The organism is Micromonospora sp. DT228 (genome assembly GCF_049841595.1).
Lineage (GTDB): Bacteria > Actinomycetota > Actinomycetes > Mycobacteriales > Micromonosporaceae > Micromonospora.
This window is the reverse complement of record NZ_JBNCKO010000015.1, coordinates 108,446-127,038: the sequence shown is the minus strand read 5'-3', so window position 1 is coordinate 127,038 and position 18,593 is coordinate 108,446. Positions and strand designations below refer to the sequence as shown.

At 70.7% G+C, this 18,593-nt stretch carries 19 protein-coding genes; 17 read left to right on the top strand and 2 right to left on the bottom strand.

The window, feature by feature from the left end; all coding sequences use genetic code 11:
• Position 1 precedes the first annotated feature (1 nt).
• Entirely contained in the window at positions 2-766 is a 765-nt protein-coding gene (locus tag ACLQ29_RS26245; RefSeq protein WP_393364830.1) for an ABC transporter ATP-binding protein, read from the top strand.
• The gene (locus ACLQ29_RS26240; protein WP_425774110.1) at positions 751-2,454 is read left to right on the top strand and encodes an ABC transporter permease; all 1,704 of its coding nucleotides are present in this window, start codon (positions 751-753) and stop codon (positions 2,452-2,454) included. The genes ACLQ29_RS26245 and ACLQ29_RS26240 overlap by 16 nt, the downstream gene beginning before the upstream one ends.
• Before the next feature lie 10 nt (positions 2,455-2,464).
• Here ACLQ29_RS26240 and ACLQ29_RS26235 read toward each other — a convergent pair whose 3' ends face one another.
• Entirely contained in the window at positions 2,465-3,214 is a 750-nt protein-coding gene (locus ACLQ29_RS26235; RefSeq protein WP_425774109.1) for a GntR family transcriptional regulator, read from the bottom strand.
• A 223-nt stretch (positions 3,215-3,437) separates the two neighbouring features.
• On the opposite strand from ACLQ29_RS26235, the gene ACLQ29_RS26230 reads away from it, so the two are divergent.
• The 14 genes from ACLQ29_RS26230 (at position 3,438) to ACLQ29_RS26165 (ending at position 16,383) form a co-directional block, all read left to right on the top strand.
• Positions 3,438-3,611, top strand: a complete 174-nt coding sequence (locus tag ACLQ29_RS26230) for a hypothetical protein (RefSeq protein WP_425774108.1) — start codon at positions 3,438-3,440, stop codon at positions 3,609-3,611.
• Between the two features lie 35 nt (positions 3,612-3,646).
• A complete protein-coding gene (locus tag ACLQ29_RS26225) occupies positions 3,647-3,934 on the top strand; it encodes a hypothetical protein (RefSeq protein ID WP_425774107.1) in 288 nt (95 codons plus the stop codon).
• A gap of 335 nt (positions 3,935-4,269) precedes the next feature.
• Positions 4,270-5,022, top strand: a complete 753-nt coding sequence (locus ACLQ29_RS26220; RefSeq protein ID WP_425774106.1) for a flavin reductase family protein — start codon at positions 4,270-4,272, stop codon at positions 5,020-5,022.
• Between the two features lie 174 nt (positions 5,023-5,196).
• Positions 5,197-5,562 carry a DUF485 domain-containing protein gene (locus tag ACLQ29_RS26215; RefSeq protein ID WP_425774105.1) on the top strand — a complete coding sequence of 122 codons (366 nt, stop codon included), beginning with the start codon at positions 5,197-5,199 and terminating at the stop codon, positions 5,560-5,562.
• Complete coding sequence (locus tag ACLQ29_RS26210) at positions 5,540-7,231, top strand: solute symporter family protein (protein WP_425774104.1); 1,692 nt, start codon at positions 5,540-5,542, stop codon at positions 7,229-7,231. Before ACLQ29_RS26215 ends, ACLQ29_RS26210 begins: the two co-directional genes overlap by 23 nt.
• Positions 7,232-7,312: 81 nt before the next feature.
• Positions 7,313-8,290: an NAD-dependent epimerase/dehydratase family protein gene (locus ACLQ29_RS26205; protein WP_425774103.1), complete on the top strand. Its 978-nt coding sequence runs from the start codon at positions 7,313-7,315 to the stop codon at positions 8,288-8,290.
• A gap of 76 nt (positions 8,291-8,366) precedes the next feature.
• Positions 8,367-9,593, top strand: coding sequence for an LCP family protein (locus ACLQ29_RS26200; protein ID WP_425774102.1), 1,227 nt, complete (start codon positions 8,367-8,369; stop codon positions 9,591-9,593).
• 185 nt (positions 9,594-9,778) lie between these two features.
• Positions 9,779-11,041, top strand: coding sequence for an LCP family protein (locus ACLQ29_RS26195; protein WP_425774101.1), 1,263 nt, complete (start codon positions 9,779-9,781; stop codon positions 11,039-11,041).
• A 183-nt stretch (positions 11,042-11,224) separates the two neighbouring features.
• Positions 11,225-12,187, top strand: a complete 963-nt coding sequence (locus ACLQ29_RS26190; protein WP_425774100.1) for an LCP family protein — start codon at positions 11,225-11,227, stop codon at positions 12,185-12,187.
• A gap of 58 nt (positions 12,188-12,245) precedes the next feature.
• Entirely contained in the window at positions 12,246-12,581 is a 336-nt protein-coding gene (locus tag ACLQ29_RS26185; RefSeq protein ID WP_393364860.1) for a rhodanese-like domain-containing protein, read from the top strand.
• Positions 12,582-12,591: 10 nt separating this feature from the next.
• Positions 12,592-13,380, top strand: coding sequence for a glycerophosphodiester phosphodiesterase (locus ACLQ29_RS26180; protein WP_425774099.1), 789 nt, complete (start codon positions 12,592-12,594; stop codon positions 13,378-13,380).
• A 45-nt stretch (positions 13,381-13,425) separates the two neighbouring features.
• Positions 13,426-14,880: a PAS domain-containing sensor histidine kinase gene (locus tag ACLQ29_RS26175; RefSeq protein WP_425774098.1), complete on the top strand. Its 1,455-nt coding sequence runs from the start codon at positions 13,426-13,428 to the stop codon at positions 14,878-14,880.
• Between the two features lie 66 nt (positions 14,881-14,946).
• Positions 14,947-15,363, top strand: a complete 417-nt coding sequence (locus ACLQ29_RS26170; RefSeq protein WP_425774180.1) for an ATP-binding protein — start codon at positions 14,947-14,949, stop codon at positions 15,361-15,363.
• Positions 15,364-15,495: 132 nt separating this feature from the next.
• Positions 15,496-16,383, top strand: coding sequence for a DUF5926 family protein (locus ACLQ29_RS26165; RefSeq protein ID WP_425774097.1), 888 nt, complete (start codon positions 15,496-15,498; stop codon positions 16,381-16,383).
• A gap of 40 nt (positions 16,384-16,423) precedes the next feature.
• Here the strand turns inward: ACLQ29_RS26165 and ACLQ29_RS26160 are convergent, their stop codons facing one another.
• Positions 16,424-17,629: an arginine deiminase gene (locus ACLQ29_RS26160; protein WP_425774096.1), complete on the bottom strand. Its 1,206-nt coding sequence runs from the start codon at positions 17,627-17,629 to the stop codon at positions 16,424-16,426.
• A gap of 163 nt (positions 17,630-17,792) precedes the next feature.
• On the opposite strand from ACLQ29_RS26160, the gene ACLQ29_RS26155 reads away from it, so the two are divergent.
• Complete coding sequence (locus ACLQ29_RS26155) at positions 17,793-18,530, top strand: hypothetical protein (protein WP_425774095.1); 738 nt, start codon at positions 17,793-17,795, stop codon at positions 18,528-18,530.
• Positions 18,531-18,593 lie beyond the last annotated feature (63 nt).

The window sequence follows — 18,593 nt, the reverse complement described above, 5'->3', positions numbered from 1 at the left end:
CATGACTGTTGCGCACCCCGCGCTCGCACTGCGTGGCCTGGCCAAACGCTTCGACGGCACGATCGCGGTGGCAGGTGTCGACCTGGACGTCCCCGCCGGCTCCTTCTACGGCCTGCTCGGCCCGAACGGCGCCGGCAAGACCACCACCCTGTCGATGGCGGTCGGGCTGCTGCGGCCGGACGCGGGATCGGCGTGGGTGCTCGGGCACGACGTCTGGCAGGACCCGGTGGCCGCCAAGAGGCTGCTCGGCGTGATGCCCGACGGGGTTCGCCTGTTCGATCGGCTGACCGGGGCGGAGCTGCTGGCGTACAACGGGTTGTTGCGCGGGATGGACCCGGCGGTGGTCGACCAGCGGGCCGCGGAGTTGCTCGACGTGTTGGCGCTCGGCGACGCCGGTCGGACGCTCGTGGTGGACTACTCGGCGGGCATGAAGAAGAAGATCGGTCTGGCCTGCGCACTGTTGCACGGGCCCCGGGTGCTGGTGTTGGACGAGCCGTTCGAGGCGGTCGACCCGGTCTCCGCCGCGCTGATCCGGGACATCCTCACCAGGTACGCGGCCGGCGGCGGCACTGTGGTCTTCTCCAGTCACGTGATGGAGGTCGTGGAGCGACTCTGCTCGCACGTGGCGATCCTCGCCGGCGGCACCATCAAGCGGGTCGGCACGCTTTCCGAGGTGCGCGGGGAGCGCTCGCTGGAACAGGTCTTCGTCGAGGTGGTCGGGGGTCGCACCGCGACTGGTGAGGAGCTGTCGTGGCTCTCCCAGTGAGCGTGGCCGCCGAGCCGTCCGCGCCGGTGCGGCAGGTCTCGGCCCGGCACTTCGTGCGGCTCAAGCTGCGGGTGATGGGCAACAACTTCCGGGGTCAGGGTTGGCGGATCGCCCTGTTCATCGGCGGGGCCCTGATCGGGCTCTGGTTCGCCGTCGCTGGCTTCTTCCTCTTCGCCGCGCCCGGCCTGGCCGACAACGGCCAGTACGCGGTGCTGGTCGCGGCGGCCGGCGGCGCGCTGCTGGTGCTCGGCTGGCTGCTGCTGCCGCTCGTCTTCTTCGGCGTGGACGAGACGTTGGATCCGGCCCGGTTCGCGCTGTTGCCGCTGTCCCGTCGCACGCTTGTCACCGGCCTGCTCGCCGCCGCTCTGGTCAGCGTGCCGGTGCTGGCGGTTCTCGTCGCGTCGCTCGGGTTGGTGCTCACCGCCTGGTCGTTGGGCGGTTGGTCAGCCGGCCTGGTGGCTCTCCTCGGGGTGCTGGCTGGGCTGCTGCTCTGTGTGGCCGCGAGCCGGGCCCTGACAAGTGCCTTCGCCAGCATGCTGCGTTCGCGCCGGGTGCGTGACCTGGCAGCCGTGCTGCTGGCGGTGATCGCCGCGCTGCTCGGGCCGTTGCAGGTGTTCGGTCTCGCGGCGCTGCGCGACGCGGACTGGGACCGGCTGACCGGGGTGGCGACGGTCGTCGGCTGGACTCCGTTCGGGGCGGCGTGGACCGCAGGCATCGACGTGGCGCAGGGCCGGGTCTGGGCCGCCCCGGTCAAGTTGCTGATCACGGTGGTGGCGATCGGCGCCCTGCTGCTCTGGTGGTCCCGGTCGCTGGAGTCGGCGATGGTGGGTGCGGCGAACGCCGGCAAGGCGCCGGCACAACGCGCGGCCACCGGCGGCGCGGTCGGTCAACTGTTTCCGCGACTGGCCGGCTGGGCGCGGCGGGACCGGTTCGGCGCGCTTGTCGCCCGGGAGACCCGCTACTGGTGGCGGGACGCCCGCCGCCGGGCCAACCTGATCACGATCGCGGTGGTCGGCATCTTCGTACCCGTGTTCGTAAACGTCACGGGCGGGGACTTTGCGGCCATGGAGAACGGCGGGTTGACCGCGGCGGCCAGCGACAGCTCACCGGTGGTAGTCACCATCTCCATGGTTCTCGTGGGCGTACTCGCCGCGGCCACCCTGGCCAACCAGTTCGGCTTCGACGGCAGCGCGTACGCCGCGAACGTGGTGGCCGGGGTGCCCGGTCGGCTGGAGCTGCGGGCGCGGATGACGGCCTTCTCGCTTTACGTGCTGCCGATGCTGGCGTTCGTGTCGGTGGTGCTGTCGGTGTTGCTCAGTCGACCGGGTTGGATCGGGCTCACCTTCGGCAGCCTGGTCGCCACCTACGGTGCCGGGCTGGCGGTGAACAGCCTGGTCTCCGTGCTCGGGGCGTACTCGCTGCCGGAAACCAGCAACCCGTTCGCGATGAACAGCGGTGCGGGCCTCACGAAAGGGCTGCTCACTCTGCTGACCATGATCACCTCGGCGGTCGCGGCGGTGCCGATGGTGGTGGCCGCGGCACTGCTCGGTGACGCCTGGCTCTGGTTGGCCCTTCCGGTGGGCGCGGCGTACGGGTTGGGCGCGGCGTTGCTGGGCGCGTACCTGGCCGGCGACGTGCTGGACCGGCGTCAGCCGGAGCTGCTGTCCACGGTCACGCCACGCCGTTAGCCGACCGCCGTCAGTCCACCCGGATCCGGTAGACCAACTCGTACCGACCGCGCGGGAGCACGATGTCCGCCGTCTCGACCGGCACGCCAGCGGCGTAGTACGTCCGACTGATCTCGTACACGTCCGCCGGCCGGCCGGGCAGCCCCAGCGCTTCCGCCTCGGCGTCCGACGCGGGCCGGGAGTTGATCCGCTCTTCGAACTCGTCGACGTGCTTTCCGATCGCGTCCATCCGAGCGACCACACCGACCGCGGCTCCCGCCTCCGGCCACTCCACAGGTGTGCCACCGGTGACGCCCAGCGGCTCATACGACGTCGACAGCTGGATCGGATCGCCGTCGCTGAGGAACCGGTATGCCGTGCGCATCACCGGCGCTCCCGGCTCCACGCCGAGCCGCACCGCAATCAGGTCGTCGGCCAGGTCGTGGCGGCTGTCGTGTTCCCAGGTGGCCTGCTGACCCGCGCGGGCCGCGTCCCGGGCGAACGGCGATGTAGGGCCCGGGCCGCCGCGCATATCGCGGCCGTGAGCGTGTCGAACCAGTTGCCGGGCGGCCCGGACGTAGACGCCCGACCCGGCTCGCCCCTCGACCAGCCCCTCACCCTTGAGCACGGCAATCGCCCACTTCGCGACAGTGCGGCTCACGCCGAACTGGTTCATGAGCGTGGTTTCGCTGGGAAGCTTCGCGCCGGCCGACAGCGTGCCGGACTGGATCTCCGCGCGCAGCTCCGCTGCGATCGCCAAATAGGCAGGCGTCTTAGCCATGGGGTAAACCTCCGGTCAGCCCACCCAGTCGATCACAGACAACCTGGTGTGCCAAGTTTGCGCGACACCCTTGCCCGACCAAACCTAGTGTACTAGCTTTTCGGGTAGCTCCCCGCTATCGCTCGGCTCCGGTCAGCAACCACTGCTGGCGGTAGCGGGGAGTCCCAGACGCCGCGCAGTCGGCCAGCAGCTCGCCCCGCCGCGGCTCATCCACTCGGAAGGGATGTCGATGTGGCGCAACCTGATCAACCGCATCTCCCGCATGATCCGCCGGCGGCGCGGGCCCTCCGCGAGCCAGGCTTGGGAAGCCGCCGACCGCCTGGCCGCTCACCAGCGACTGCTCGACCAGGCGCGGCACAGATCGGCCGCGCACCGCTACGACGACAGGCCGGCCTGACGGTGGTCGAGGAACCCACCATCGTCCAGGCGGCCATGAACAGCCGATACGAGCAGGCCCTACGGGAGATCGCCGCGGTCGAAGCCCGTCTCGCGGACCAGCACGTGCCGCGCCGTCCCGAGTGGACATGCCAGTCGTGCGAGCCCGACACCTCCTGGCCGTGTGTCCCCGCGCAGGTACGCCTGGCCGAGCAGTACCGCAACGACCGAATCGGCCTGTCGATGCACGTCGGCAGCCTTTACTACGTGGCCGTCAACGAGCGCCCGGACGAGGACGCCGCCGTGCTGTACGAGCGGATCGTCGGATGGATCCGTGAGCCGTAGCCCAGCAACCCGTCCACGATGGAGTTGCTGGCCACGGCCACGCCCCGCCGTTAGCCGACGCGCTGACCGAGGGCCTAAGCCATGTTGGCGAAGAAGCCACGCCAGGCGGCCGACGCGGAGGTGAGCGCGGTGGTCGTACCGGAAAGGAAAGCCGGCGGGACCGGCGGCAGTGCCGGGCACGGAGAACTCGACGGGCGCGCCCGCTCGGCCGCCCGTGCCCGACGCTCGTCCCAAGATCCGCGCAACATCAGGGTTGTTGGTGTCTCCCGCGTATCGGAGGCAGCAACATCGGGGAAGTCGCTCGGATCTTGACGTGGGCCTGACTCCTCCTGCCGATGCGCCCGCTCTGGCGGTGTCGCGGCTGCGGCGCGCACTGGCCGTGCCAGCCGGCGCGGCTGACGCTGCTAGCCGAGTACCGGCACGATCGCGTGGCGCTGCTGATCTACCTGGGCGCCCTGATGACGGAGGCGGGTGATCAGCTTGCCCGGCTCGGTGGCCGACCCACCGACCTGCACGAGCGCTTCGTGGGCTGGGCGCGGGGTCGGGGCGGCACAATGTTTCACGTGAATCATCAGCCGGGTGCCGAGATCCATTCCACCGATCCGTTCGCGGTGCCGAGCGGGCAGCGGTCGCCGGTCCGCCGACTGCGCGGCCGGCTCGCCGCGCCGGTGACGCTCTGGACGGCGCCCGGCCCGGCCGGGCTGACGGTGTCGTCCACGCTTGTCGCCGAGGGGGAACCCGACCGGCTGCTCGGGCTGATCGACCCGGAGTCGGACCTCTGGGCGGCGGCGGAGGAGGCGGGCCGGTTCGCGGTCACGCCGCTCGGCCCGCCGCACCGACAGCTCGCGGACCGGTTCGCCGGCCTCTTCCCCGCTCCGGGCGGGCTCTTCGCCGGCGGCGAGTGGATCGACACGCCGTACGGGCCGGTGCCGGGGGACGCCGGCGGCTGGGCCGGCTGCCGACTGGACAACGCCCGGGAGTACGGCTGGGGCCTGCTGGTGGAGGCCACCATCGAGGCGGTCGAGCTGACCGGGGAGGCGGCTCCGCTGCTGCACTACCGCGGTCGGTACCACGAGCTGCCGACCTGAGCGGGCGCTCGCCCGACCCGACCGGTCACCGGGGTGATCTGGGTCACTTGGCGCACGCAACCAACCGCTCGGCGCAGTCGCCTACCGGTGTCGATCTCAGCCTTCCCTGTCGGGGGAGCGCGCTCCTACGGTGCGCGAAACTCCTCTGACGCCTGTGAAGGTGGTGATCCACAGATGTCCACGGACACACCCGCTCCGGCCGCTTCCCAGTCGGACAAGTACCTGGCCGTACAACGGTCGGACGAGTTCGCCGGGCTGCGGCGTGCGCTGCGCGGCTTCGTCTTCCCGATGACCGTCGCGTTCTTCCTGTGGTATGCGCTCTACGTCATTCTCTCCGCGTACGCCCGGGACTTCATGGGCACGAAGCTGTTCGGCAGCAACATCAACGTCGCACTGGTCTTCGGCCTGCTCCAGTTCGTCTCCACGTTCCTGATCGCCTGGCTCTACTCCCGGTACGCGGACCGGAAGATCGACCCCATCGCCGACCGGATCCGCGCCGAGATCGGGGAGGTGACCCATGAAGACGGTCCACGCGGTTGAGACGGTCCTCGCGGCCGAGGCGGGCAACCACACCGCCCGCAACCTGACCATCACACTGTTCCTGGTCTTCGTGGCGGTGACCCTGGCCATCACGATCTGGGCCAGCCGGCAGACCAAGACGGCGACCGACTTCTACGCCGGCGGCCGGTCCTTCTCCGGTTTCCAGAACGGCATGGCGATCGGCGGCGACTACATGTCGGCCGCGTCGTTCCTCGGCATCGCCGGCATCATCGCGCTCTACGGCTACGACGGCTTCCTCTACTCGATCGGCTTCCTGGTCGCCTGGCTGGTGGCCCTGCTGCTGGTCGCGGAGCTGCTGCGTAACTCGGGCCGGTACACGATGGCCGACGTGCTGGCCTTCCGGATGCGTCAGCGTCCGGTGCGTACGGCGGCGGCGGTCTCCACCATCACGGTGTCGATCTTCTACCTGCTCGCCCAGATGGTGGGTGCCGGCGCACTCGTCGCGCTGCTGCTGGGCATCCGGCCGGGGACGACGTTCCTCGGCATGGACGCGTCCACCGCGAAGATCGCCACCATCGTCATGGTCGGCGCGCTGATGATCATCTACGTGACCGTGGGTGGCATGAAGGGCACCACGTACGTGCAGATCGTCAAGGCGTTCCTGCTCATGGGCGGCGCGCTGCTGATGACGATCCTGGTGCTGGCGAAGTTCAACTTCAACCTGTCGGCACTCCTGGGCCAGGCGGCCGAGGCGTCCGGCAAGGGCAGCGCGTTCCTCGAACCCGGGTTGCGTTACGGCGTCGAGGTCGCCGGCAACTCGACGCAGACCTTCTACAACAAGGTGGATCTGCTCTCCCTGGGCATCGCCCTGGTGCTCGGCACCGCCGGTCTGCCGCACATCCTGATCCGCTTCTACACGGTGCCGACCGCGAAGGCGGCCCGCAAGAGCGTGCTCTGGGCGATCGGCATCATCGGCACCTTCTACCTGCTCACCCTGGCCCTCGGCTTCGGTGCGGCGGCGTTGGTGGGCAGCAAGGCGATCACCGCCCAGGACAAGGCCGGCAACACCGCGGCGCCCCAGCTCGCCGAGGCACTCGGCATCGAGTTCTTCGGCGGCGACCTGGGCGGGGCGGCCCTGCTGGCGATCATCGCAGCGGTCGCCTTCGCCACCATCCTCGCGGTGGTGGCCGGGTTGACCCTGGCGTCCTCGTCCAGCCTCGCGCACGACTTCTACGCGAACGTGCTGAAGAAGGGTGAGACGTCGGAGCGGCAGGAGGTCCGGGTCGCCCGGATCTCCGCCCTGGTGATCGGCGCGGTGTCGATCGCCCTGTCGATCTACGCGCAGAACCTCAACGTGGCGTTCCTGGTGGCGTTGGCCTTCGCGGTCGCCGCCTCGGGCAACCTGCCGGCGATCCTCTACAGCCTCTTCTGGCGGCGGTTCAACACCTCCGGCGCGGTGTGGGCGATCTACGGCGGTCTGCTCTCGGCCGTGCTGCTGGTGTTCTTCTCGCCGGTGGTCTCCGGCGCGGCGACGTCGATGTTCCCGGACCACGACTGGCAGTGGTTCCCGCTGTCCAACCCGGGCATCCTCTCCATCCCGTTCGGTTTCCTGTGCGGGTGGATCGGCACGATCATCTCCAAGGAGCACGACGAGGACAAGTACGCGGAGCTGGAGGTGCGCGCCCTCACCGGCGCCGGCGCCCACTGATCCGAGCGCTTGTCACGAGGAGGCCCCCTGTGCGCAACAGGGGGCCTCTTCGTGCAAACCCGTGTCGGTAGGCTGACCGGCATGAAGGTTGCTGAGCGCTTCGGTCCTGGTCACCGCGTTCTCGTCACCGGCGGCGCCGGTTTCGTCCCGTCGCACCTGGTGGATTCGCTGATCGCCCGGGGCTGCACGGTGGTGGCGCTCGACAACTTCGTGACCGGCTCCAAGGAAAACGTCGCCCACCTGCTGGACCGGCCGACCTTTACGCTCGTCGAAGCGGACATCTCCGATGGTCTGCCGGCCCACCACCCGGCGTTGGCCGAGCGGTTCGACGCGATCCTGCACATGGCCTCGCCGGCCAGCCCCACCGACTTCGCCCAACTGCCGGTGGAGATCCTCCGGGTCGGTTCGGTCGGCACCCTGCACCTGCTGGAGCGCGCGGTCGCCGACGGCGCCCGGTTCCTGATGGCCTCCACCTCCGAGGCGTACGGGGACCCGAAGGAGCACCCGCAGCGCGAGACCTACTGGGGCAACGTCAACCCGATCGGGGTCCGCAGCGTCTACGACGAGGCGAAGCGCTTCTCCGAGGCCGCAACGATGGCGTACCACCGCTACCGCGGGCTCGACGCGGCCATCGTCCGGATCTTCAACACGTACGGGCCGCGGATGCGACCGGATGACGGCCGCGCCATCCCCACCTTCATCTCCCAGGCGCTGCGCGGCGAGCCGATCACCGTGCACGGCACCGGTGACCAGACCCGGTCCATCTGCTTCGTCGAGGACCTGGTGCGGGGCATCCTGCTGCTGCTCGACTCGACCGAGACCGGCCCGGTCAACTGCGGCACCGAGCACGAGTTGTCCATGCGGCAACTCGCCGAGTTGATCGTGTCACTCTCCGACAGCACCTCGGCGGTGACCTACGTCACTCGCAGCTCGGACGACCCGGAGATGCGCCGGCCCGATCTCACGCTCGCCCGCGAACTGCTCGGCTACGAGCCGACGGTGGCGCCCGAAGATGGCCTGCGACGCACGATCGCGTACTTCCGGGCGCGGCTGGGGTAACCAGTTCGTCGACGCCCGGTGGTCTCTGAGTGTCGGCTGAAGGCGGCGGTGGCTTGGGCTACGTACCCTGAGTGACATGTCTGCGACCTCGTCTGCCGGCGTCCCGCATCCGCACCTGCACCGCAGCGCCGGGCGCGCGTCGGTCCCCGGCCCCGACCGGGGCGCCTCCGGGCGCGCACGTCCGACCGAGGCGCGCTTCTACCCGCCGTACGACGAGGAGCAGCCCAAGCCCGGCGGTCCGGCCGGGCCCCGAGGGCCCGGCGGCCCGGGTGGCCTCGGCGGGTCGGGGCGGCGTGGGCCGCGACCCCGGTGGGGTCGGATCGCCCTGGTGTCGGGCGTCGCGGTCCTGGTGCTGGCGCTGCTCGGCGGCGTGGGCGCCTGGTTGTACGCCCGCAACCTCAACGGCGACCTGGCCCGCACCGACCCGTTCGCGGAGATCACCGGTGGCCGGCCGGCCAAGACGGTGGACGGCGCGCTGAACATCCTGCTGGTCGGCAGCGACTCGCGGGACCCGGACGCGCCCGTCGACAGCAAGAGCCAGTGGCGCGCGGACACGGTCATCGTGATGCACATCCCGGCCGACCACCAGGAGGCGTACCTGGTCTCCATCCCGCGTGACCTCTACGTGCCGATCCCGGAGAGCGCCGGCGCGGCCTGCGACTCCGGACAGCGCGCGAAGATCAACGCCGCGTTCGCGTTCGGCGGGCTGCCGCTGGCGGTCCGCACCGTGGAGTGCTTCACCGACGTCCGGATCGACCACGTGATGGCGATCGACTTCGGCGGTTTCAAGGAGGTCACCGACGCCCTCGGCGGGGTCGACCTGAAGGTGGAGCGGACCATCACCTCGATCCACAAGCCGTACCGGACGTTCACCAAGGGCACCAACCACATGGACGGCGCGGAGGCGCTGGACTGGATCCGGCAGCGCAAGCAGTTCCCGGAGGGGGACTTCGCCCGGATGCGGCACCAGCAGGAGTTCCTCCGGGCGTTGATGGACAAGGCGGCGAGCAGCGGCACGCTGGCGAACCCGGGCAAACTCAACAACTTCCTCAAGTCGGTGACCGCGGCCGTAACCGTCGACCAGGATTTCTCGGTTACCGATATGGCGCTGCAGTTCCGCAACCTGCGCGGCCAGAACCTGACCTTTGTGACCAGCCCGAACTCGGGCAGCGACACCATCAACGGCGAGTCGGTGGTGGTGTCGGACCGGGAGAAGGCGCTCGCGATGTACCGGGCCATGACGGCGGACACCATGGCGGAGTGGGTCAAGGCCAACCCGCCGAAGAACAAGGACGGCGGCTGACGCAGCGGTCGGCCCGGTGGTCCGCCGGGCCGACCGTCAGCAGGCCGTTCGGGTCATCGAGACGCACCGATCGACCCGATTCGTGTCAGTCGGCGCCGGGATTGACCCGGGATGAACTCGCCAAGTCGATTTGATGTACGTACAGTGGTGCCGCCGCCCCCTCCTGATCACGAGCTGGAGCACGCATGCCGGTTCAGGCCAGTCGCCGCCTTCCTTCCCCCGGGTCCGCCGCCCCCAGCGGCCGTGCCGCCGCGGCCATACCGGCGCAGGCGCACCCCTCGCGTGGCGGGCCGGGCGGTCGCCCGCCCGGCGGCGGCAACGGCGGCCGGGTGGGTGGCGGCGGGTCGGCGAAGAAGCGGACCAAGCGCAAGGACCCGCTGTGGGCCCGGTTGACAGTGGTATTCGGGGCGGTGCTGATGCTCAGCAGCGGCGTGGGCATCGTCGGCGGCAAGGTGCTGATCGGCCAGGCGACAGGTGACATCGCGCAACGAAACCTGCTCGGCGACGCGAGCAAGTCCGACGCCGAGGGCGGGGCCAGTCTGGACGGCCCGATCGACATGCTGCTGCTCGGTGTGGACGCCCGGGAGCGCTGGGCCGCCGACAACGTCCGCTCGGACAGCATCATCATCCTGCACATCCCGGCCACGCACGACCAGGCGTACCTGATCTCCATTCCCCGGGACACCGAGGTGCAGATCCCGGCCCGCCCGAAGAACGGCTGGTCCGGCGGCAGTGGGAAGATCAACGCGGCCTTCGAGGTGGGTGCCCGCAACGGCGGCGGCTGGGAGGGCGGCGCCCAGTTGATGGCCGAGACGATCAAGGGACTCACCGGCGTCAGCTTCGACGGCGCGGCGATCATCAACTTCGGCGGCTTCAAGAACGTCATCGACACCCTCGGCACCGTGCGGATCTGCGTGAGTCACGAGGTCAAGTCGCACCACATGTCGATGGTCGACGGCAAGCCGATGTGGAACGCCGACGCCAAGAAGACCGGCAAGTCGCGCACCGCGGTCGTGCACAAGAAGGGCTGCCAGCAGATGGAGGGCTGGGCGGCGCTCGACTACTCCCGGCAGCGCTACGGGTTGCCCGGTGGCGACTACGACCGGCAGCAGAACCAGCAGCAGCTCATCAAGGCGATGGCCAAGAAGGCCACCGACGGCGGGATGCTCACCAACCCGACAAAGCTCCAGCAGCTGATCAAGGCGGCCGGCAAGGCGTTCGTGCTGGACACCGGCGGCGCGTCGATCGAGAACTTCATCTTCACCATGCGCGGGGTGACCGCGAACGAGCTGACCATGCTCAAGACCAACAACGGCACCTACAACGCCGCCGGCAACGGCACCGAGGCGTTGAACGACGTGACGAAGGACATGTTCCGGGCGGTCAAGCAGGACAAGCTCGCCGAGTTCGTCTTCACCCACCCAGAGGTGATCTCCACCCGCAAGTGAGGTGCGGTGGCCGGAAGTCCCGGAAAGCCGGCGACCACCCCGTCACCGCCCGTAGCCTGACGTGAGCAGGTTTCGCGTATCGGCTGCGGGGAGGCGGTCACGTCCAGGTGGGGACGGAACGTGGCGGGCCGGGCCAACGCGGCCCCGCCCTCCCGAGCACGCCGCGCCCGAGGGTCGCGGATCATGCTCGGCATCGGCCTGACCCTCGTCCTGTTGGCCGGGCTCGCCGTGGTCGGGCTCAGGACGCTGAGCCACAGGTACGACCGCACGGTGACCAAGGAACAGTTGCTCGACCCCGACGCCCGCACGGGCCGCACCGACCTGGACGGGCCGCTCAACTATCTCCTGGTCGGCTCCGACCGCCGCCCCGGTGGCAGCGGACCGGACCAACGCTCCGACACCATCCTCATCGTGCACGTGCCCGCCGGGCAGCGGGAGGCCTACCTGGTCTCCGTCCCGCGTGACCTGCTGGTCGCCATCCCGCCCGCGAACGGCTTCGGGGGCGGTCAAGACAAGATCAACGCGGCGTACGAGCACGGCGGTGGCGGACCGGCCGGCGCCCAACTGCTCTCCGCCACCCTCAACCGGCTCACCGGAATCCGGTTCGACGGTGCCGCGCTCATCGACTTCTCCGGCTTCCGGAAGGTCATCGACCTCCTCGGCGGGGTGCGGATGTGCGTGGACACCGAGGTCCGCTCCATCCACACCAACCGGGTCTTCCCCGTCGGCTGCCAACAGATGGACGGCGCGCAGGCCCTGGACTACGTCCGGCAGCGCTACGACCTGCCCGGGGGCGACTACGACAGGCAGCACCACCAGCAGCAACTGCTCCGGGCGATGCTGGACAGCGCCGGCAGGGCCGATCTGCGGAGCAACCCGGTCAAGTTGGATCAGGTACTCCGGGCGGTGGGCGGCTCGTTGACCGTCGACACCAACGGCGTACCCCTGTCCGACCTGCTCCTCGCGCTCCGCGCGCTGCCGCCCGACGGGATGCGCGGCGTCCAGGTGCCGTCGTCCCCGCAGACCATCGACGAGGTCTCGTACGTGGTGCTGGACAACGGGGGCAATGGGCTGTTCGAGGCGGTTCGCGGCCGACAGATGCCGTCCTGGGCGCAGGCCAACCCGCGCTGGGTGACACGGTTGTGACGGTGCCGACGGCCAGGTCGGTGCCGAACCGGTCGACGAGGATCTAGTGTTGCTTCCTGTGTTCGGACCCCAGGTTCCCACCGTGCCCGTGACCGAGATCGCCGACGAGACCTACCTGCTGGATGTGCGGGAGGACGACGAGTGGGCGGCCGGCCACGCGCCGAATGCCCACCACCTGCCGATGATGGAGCTGCCTGCTCGAATCGCGGAGGTGCCCACCGACCGGGAGGTGGCGGTCGTCTGCCGCTCCGGGGGGCGTTCCGCCCAGGTCGTCGCCTACCTGGTCAACAACGGCTGGGAGCAGGTGCGTAACGCCGACGGCGGCATGCGCCAGTGGGCTGCGGTCGGCCGCCCGGTGGTCGACGCGAACGGGCAGCCCGGCCAGGTCATCTGAGGCGGCCGGGATGGGTGGTCCACTTGTCTTCGCGCACCGCGGCGCCTCGTACGACCTTCCCGAGCACACCCTCGCCGCGTACCTGCGGGCTCTCGACGAGGGCGCCGACGGCCTGGAGTGCGACGTCCGGCTGACCCGCGACGGGCACCTGGTCTGCGTGCACGACCGACGACTCGACCGCACCAGCAACGGTCGCGGTCTGGTCAGCGCGCGTACGCTCGCCGAACTGGACGCGCTGGACTTCGGCTCGTGGCATCCGGGCAGCGCGCCGACCGGCGACCTGCCGCCGGACGACTCGCACACCCGGCTGTTGACCCTGGCCCGGCTGCTGGACGCGGTGCTCGCCGCCGGGCGGCCGGTCCGGTTGCTCGTGGAGACGAAGCACCCGTCCCGCTACGGCTCGAACGTCGAACGGCGACTCGTCAGCCTGCTGCGTCGGTACGGGCTGGCCGACCCGACACCCGACGACCCGGTGCAGGTCACCGTCATGTCGTTCTCCCCGCTGGCGGTCCGCCGGGTGCACGAACTGGCGCCGAAGCTGCCCACGGTGCTGCTGCTGGAGGTGTTGCCGCGCTGGCCGCGGTTGGGTCGGCTGCCGTTCGGCACCCGTATCGCGGGGCCGGGCATCGGCCTGGTCCGGGCCCGCCCGCAACTGCTGCCCGCGCTTCGCACGGCCGGCAACCAGGTGTACGTCTGGACGGTGAACGAGCCGACCGACCTAGAGCTGGTGCTGGCGGCCGGGGCGGACGGGATCATCACCGACCGGCCGGGGTACGCACTCGCCCGGCTGGCCCGCTGACCAGGCAGGGGTGCCAAATCCCGGTCGGCGGGGCAGACTCGGCACATGCCGGAGCGTATCGATTTCCCCGCTCTCCTCACCGGTCAGACCGTCGTCATCGAAATGATCAACTCGGGGGAGGCAGGGCTTCCGGTCCTCACCCAACTGCTCCGGGTGGCCCAGCCGGCCCTCGGCGCGACCGGGATGGCGTTCGTCGAGTTCGGTCCCACAGGTGGTCGTGTGATCGTCGCGACCGGCGCGGCGGCATGGGCCCTCGGCCGTCCCCTGGCGGTCGACGACCCGGACACGGTGTGCCTGCTCAACGGGCCACGGGTGCGCAACGTGCTGGTGGGCAGCCTGAACGGCAAGTTGGCCGGCGAGCTGGCCGGCAGTGACCTGCGCTGGATGGCGGTCTCGCGGGCCGAGATCGGCGGCCACACCGTCGGCAGCCTGCACGCGCTCTATCCCGGCGACGACGAGCCGGACGCCGAACGGCAGGGGGTGGTCGCCTACCTCGCGTCCTGCATCGCCCACATGTACGGCGACCAGAGCGGCCTGCCAGTGCACGGTGACGGCCCGGTGGTGGCGGCCCTCGCCGACGGGCTGGCCGTCGTCGACCGGGACGGGAACGTCCGACTCTGGAACCCGGCCGCCGCCCAGGTCACCGGCCGCCCGGTCGAGCAGGCGCTGAGCCGTCCACTGCCGTTCCCGCTGCCGCCCTCCGGTCAGGTACGCGACCACCGGATGCCGGACGGCCGCTGGCTGCGGATCACCTCCGGCGAGTTGCCCGGTCCGGCCACGCTGCGGGTGGTCACCTTCCGTGACATCACCGACCAGCAGCGCCGCGACCACGACCGGGAGCTGTTCGTCGCGGTGACCAGCCACGAACTCCGTACCCCGGTCACCGTGATCAAGGGGTACGCGGACACCCTCACCGACCACTGGGACTCGCTGACCGACGTCGACCGACGGCAGGCTGCCCGGGTGATCGGGCAACGCGCCAACGAGCTGGCCCGACTTGTCGACCGTCTCCTCAGCTCGGCGGCCGAGGCCGGGCCGGGCGACGATCCGCCCACCCCGTTCGACCTCGGCGAAGCGCTGCGCTCCGCGGTCCTGGACCTGCCGACGGAGCTGCGTCGCCGGTTGGTGCTCCGCCTCCCGGCCGACCTGCCCAAGGCGCTCGGCCACCGGCCCAGCCTGGCCACCGTGCTGACCGAGCTGACGACGAACGCCGGCAAGTACTCGCCACCGGAGTCGCCGATCGAGATCGCCGCCTCGGTGGACGGTCAACTGGTGGCGTTCCGGGTCAGCGACCGGGGCATCGGCATCCGACCGGAGCATGTGGAGCGGGCGTTCGACAGGTTCTGGCAGGGCGAGTCCGGCGACCGGCGCGGCTACCCCGGGGCGGGGCTCGGCCTCTATCTCGTCCGCCGGATCGTTGAACAACAGAATGGATGGGTATCCCTACGTCCAAGGACCGACGGCGGTACGGTCGCAGAGGTGCGGCTACCGCGCGGTTGACCGAGGTGGCGGGACGTGGAGGCGACGGTGGCAGCGGCAGCGGCAGCGAGGGATCAGGCGTGGTGCGTGGTGGTTCCCCACCACCCCGCCGGGGCACGGCTGGCCCGGCACCGGCTCGCCAGTGAGCTGGCGGGTGTCGTACCCCCGATGCTCCTCGCGGACCTGATCGCGGTTCTCGCGGAGCTGGTGGGCAACGCGGTGCGGCACGCCGGGCCGCTGCCCGGCGGAGTGGTCCGGGTGGCCTGGCGGTTGCGGCCCTCGGCGCAGGGCCCGTCGATCCAGCTCGGCGTCACCGACGGCGGCGCGAGCACCACGCCACGGCTCCGGACGGCCAGCGCGGACGCGTCAGACGGGCGAGGGCTGCACATCGTGGCCGGTCTGGCGACCCGCTGGGGTGTCGAGCGGGACGGCATGGGCCAGCGCGTCTGGGCGGAGTTCGACCCAACCCCAGCACCCCGCCCCAACCTGGTGCCGGCGGGCTGACCTCGTTGATCATGGAGTTATTGCCACGACACGCCGCGGGCGGTGACAACAATTCCATGATCAAGAAGCGATGGGACGGGGTGGGTGGGTCCGGCACCCGGCGGACCGGTTGGGGCTCTAGGCTTTGACGCCGTGAGTAAGCGTCGAAAGAGCCAGCGCACCGCCACCGACTCCGCCCCCCGCCGCGACAAGGTTCGCGACGTCTTCGTGCCGCGTCCGTTCGACGGGCTGGTCGACGAGGCCGAGTGGATCGCGCTGCGCGAGTTGGTGCCCGCCGCCTCCGCGCCGCTTCGGCTGGCGCCCGCCCTGGTTGAGGAGTTCGGAGACCGGCCGGCGACGCTCGCCACGGTGCTGCCGATGGCCGCCCCGGCGATCACCAAGCCGGACGGTCGGGTGCTCATCGGTCTCCAACGCCACCAGCAGTCCGGCGACGTCTCGCGGGATCTGGCCGAGGCGCTGCTCAGCGCGCTGCGCACCGAGCCCGGTGGCGAGGTGACCGTGCCGCCGCTGCCCGGCCCCGGACCCCGCTTGCAGGACGTTCTCGTGGACGGCCCGCTGGAGATCACCATGCACGAGGGGTTCGAGTTCTGGCTCGACCCCGGGGCCGCCGACGATCCGACCGTCCAGGCGTCGCTGGAGCGGGCGAACGCGGCCATCTACCCGACCGTGCGGCTGACCGCGGCGAAGGCCGCGTACTGGTGTCGGGTCCCGGAGAAGGCCCACGTGCGGTGGGTGCTGCCGGACGACGAGGACGCCGCCCTGGACGCGCTGGCCCGCCTCGGCGCGGCCGGCTCGCTGACGCTCGGCGAGCAGACCAAGTTCGCCGGCATGTTCCGCGCGCACGGTCGGCTGGCGCCGGTCTGGGACCTGCCGGAGGCGACTCCGGCCGCCGACTGGGAGGAGCCGGTGGCGCAGTTCGCCAAGCGGTACGCCGAGGCGCTGGCCGCCACCGACCCGCTCGACGCCGCCGGCCGGCGCTCCCGCCAGGGGCTGGTCGGCCGGCAGCTCACCCTCCGCTGACCTGTGCGTGGGCGCCTTCTTGAGGAGAAGGCGCCCACTCTCACAACGGGTCGCGGGTGATCGGGCAGGACATGCAGCGCGGCCCGCCACGACCGGAGCCCAACTCGGAGCCGGCGATCGGGATCACCTCGATGCCGGCGCGCTCCAGTTGGGCGTTGGTCTCGGTGTTGCGCTCGTAGCCGACGCACAGCCGGGGCGCCAGGGCGAGGGTGTTGTTGCCGTCGTCCCACTGTTCGCGTTCCGCGGTCACCGGGTCCAGCCCGGTGTCGATGACCCGCAGCAGGTCGAGGTCCATCGCGTCGGCGGCGGCCCGCAGGAACGGCGCGGGCCCGTCCACCCGCGGGTCCGCACCGTCCGCGCCGGCGATCACCGTGTACGCGGACAGCGTGCTCGCGATGTTGGGATACATCAGCACGGCGTCCACGTCGACCATCGTGCAGACCGTGTCGAGGTGCATGGTGGCGCGCTTCTGGGCGATCGGCACCACCAGGATGGTGTGCGCCAGGCCGGCGGCGAAGACCTGCCGGCCGAGTCGTTCCGCGCCGGCCGGCGTGGTCCGTTCGCCCACCCCGACCGCCAGCACCCCGGGGGCGAGCAGCAGCACGTCCCCGCCCTCCAGGTGCTCCAGGTTGGGGCGGTAGACGAATTCGGTGCCAGCGAAGCGTGGGTGATGGCGGTAGATGGCGTCGGTCAGGGTGGTCTCGCGGCGGCGGGCCGGCATGGCCAGGCTTGTGACACCGACCCGGTCGCCGATCCACAGCGACGAGTCGCGGGTGAACAGCAGGTTGGGCAACGGGTCGATGACGAAGTCGTGTCGGTCCATCAGCGTGTAGACGAGTCCGCCCGGCCGCTCCGAGCTGATCCGCAGCTCCTCGTGGGCCAGCCCGGCGGTGAGCACGTCGGCCAGGGCGGCCGGGTCGAGGTAGGAGAGGTGGTCGGCGACGCGGGCCCGCAGGGTGTCGCCGAGCCGCCGGGAGCGCAGCACCTCTTCGGTGAGCTCGGCACGGGCGTCCGCCACGGCAAGCGTCTCGGTCAGCAGGGTGGCCAGGTACAGCACCTCGACTCCACGGTCGCGCAGGGCGGCGGCGAACGCGTCGTGTTCCTCCTGGGCTCGTCCGACCCAGGGGATCGCGTCGAACAGGAGCGAGTCGTTGTTGCGAGGGGTGAGCCGGGCCAGTTCGGGGCCGGGCCGGTGCAGCAGAACGGTGCCGAGCCGGCCGACTTCACTGTCGACGTAGTGGGTCACTCCCGCAGCGTAGGGCAGGGTTTGGCGGCATCCGAGAAAAGAACTGTGGATGAATATGGCATTCATCCGTAGTCACTCCGGCGTTCCGGCTTGCCGAACACCGGTAGTGGCAACGTAGGGTAGTGAGGACATAACTTCGAGGGACCTTTTGCCGGAGGTCGCGATGACTGTCTTTCCCGCACGACGAGCCGTACCGTCCGCTCGGGCACTGCCGCCCGTGGCGGTGCCACACCCCCGCGTCGAGTCGCCGGGGGTTCTCGAACCGGTCCGTCCGACACCGCTCGAATGGGCTCGCCGCCGTCGTGCCGAGCGGGGTGCGCGCCGCCTGGAGGCGGCCGGGGCGCGGGCACTGGGTCAACTCGACCACCTCGGGCCCGCCTGGCACGTCATCGAGTGGCCGCGCACGGACGTCACAGACGTCCTCGACTGCGGTCAGGACGAGCGCGCCGGGTTCCTCGCCATCGGGCCGAGCGGTCTCTTCGCCGTGACCATCGCCGACCACGGCCGGGCGAGGGTGCTCGTCGCCGGGGACGTCGTGCAGATCAACGGCAAGCGTCCGCCGTACGTGGCCGAGTCCCGCCGGGACGCCAAGCGGGCCAGCAAGGCACTCTCTGACGCGGTGGGGCTGCCCGTCCCGGTGACGCCGGTGCTGACCTTCGTCGGCTCCGGCGTGATCAGCGTCTACGGCCTTCCGAAGGACTGTCTGATGGCCACCCACCGAGAGCTGGACCGGCTCCTCGTGGCCGGTGGCAGCCGAATCAGCCCGGCCACCGCCGAAAAGCTTTCCCGGGTCGCACAGCATCCCGGCACCTGGCTGAACGGCACGTACCGTCCACCAGCCGACTACCGGTGGTATGACGAGGGCCGAACGGCCGCTGACAAGCCGGCTCGTCGCCGGTAACGTCACCGGCGACGCCACGCGGCTCCGGCCCCCCTTCGACCTCACCGGTTTCCGCGCCGTCAC

Coding starts and splice junctions, on each gene's coding strand:
- ACLQ29_RS26220 (WP_425774106.1), top strand. CDS start 4,270: ATGCGCCCGCTCTGGCGGTGTCGCGGCTGCGGCGCGCACTGGCCGTGC.
- ACLQ29_RS26230 (WP_425774108.1), top strand. CDS start 3,438: ATGTCGATGTGGCGCAACCTGATCAACCGCATCTCCCGCATGATCCGC.
- ACLQ29_RS26200 (WP_425774102.1), top strand. CDS start 8,367: ATGTCTGCGACCTCGTCTGCCGGCGTCCCGCATCCGCACCTGCACCGC.
- ACLQ29_RS26210 (WP_425774104.1), top strand. CDS start 5,540: ATGAAGACGGTCCACGCGGTTGAGACGGTCCTCGCGGCCGAGGCGGGC.
- ACLQ29_RS26225 (WP_425774107.1), top strand. CDS start 3,647: ATGAACAGCCGATACGAGCAGGCCCTACGGGAGATCGCCGCGGTCGAA.
- ACLQ29_RS26215 (WP_425774105.1), top strand. CDS start 5,197: ATGTCCACGGACACACCCGCTCCGGCCGCTTCCCAGTCGGACAAGTAC.
- ACLQ29_RS26245 (WP_393364830.1), top strand. CDS start 2: ATGACTGTTGCGCACCCCGCGCTCGCACTGCGTGGCCTGGCCAAACGC.
- ACLQ29_RS26155 (WP_425774095.1), top strand. CDS start 17,793: ATGACTGTCTTTCCCGCACGACGAGCCGTACCGTCCGCTCGGGCACTG.
- ACLQ29_RS26180 (WP_425774099.1), top strand. CDS start 12,592: ATGGGTGGTCCACTTGTCTTCGCGCACCGCGGCGCCTCGTACGACCTT.
- ACLQ29_RS26175 (WP_425774098.1), top strand. CDS start 13,426: ATGCCGGAGCGTATCGATTTCCCCGCTCTCCTCACCGGTCAGACCGTC.
- ACLQ29_RS26235 (WP_425774109.1), bottom strand. CDS start 3,214: ATGGCTAAGACGCCTGCCTATTTGGCGATCGCAGCGGAGCTGCGCGCG.
- ACLQ29_RS26205 (WP_425774103.1), top strand. CDS start 7,313: ATGAAGGTTGCTGAGCGCTTCGGTCCTGGTCACCGCGTTCTCGTCACC.
- ACLQ29_RS26195 (WP_425774101.1), top strand. CDS start 9,779: ATGCCGGTTCAGGCCAGTCGCCGCCTTCCTTCCCCCGGGTCCGCCGCC.
- ACLQ29_RS26190 (WP_425774100.1), top strand. CDS start 11,225: ATGCTCGGCATCGGCCTGACCCTCGTCCTGTTGGCCGGGCTCGCCGTG.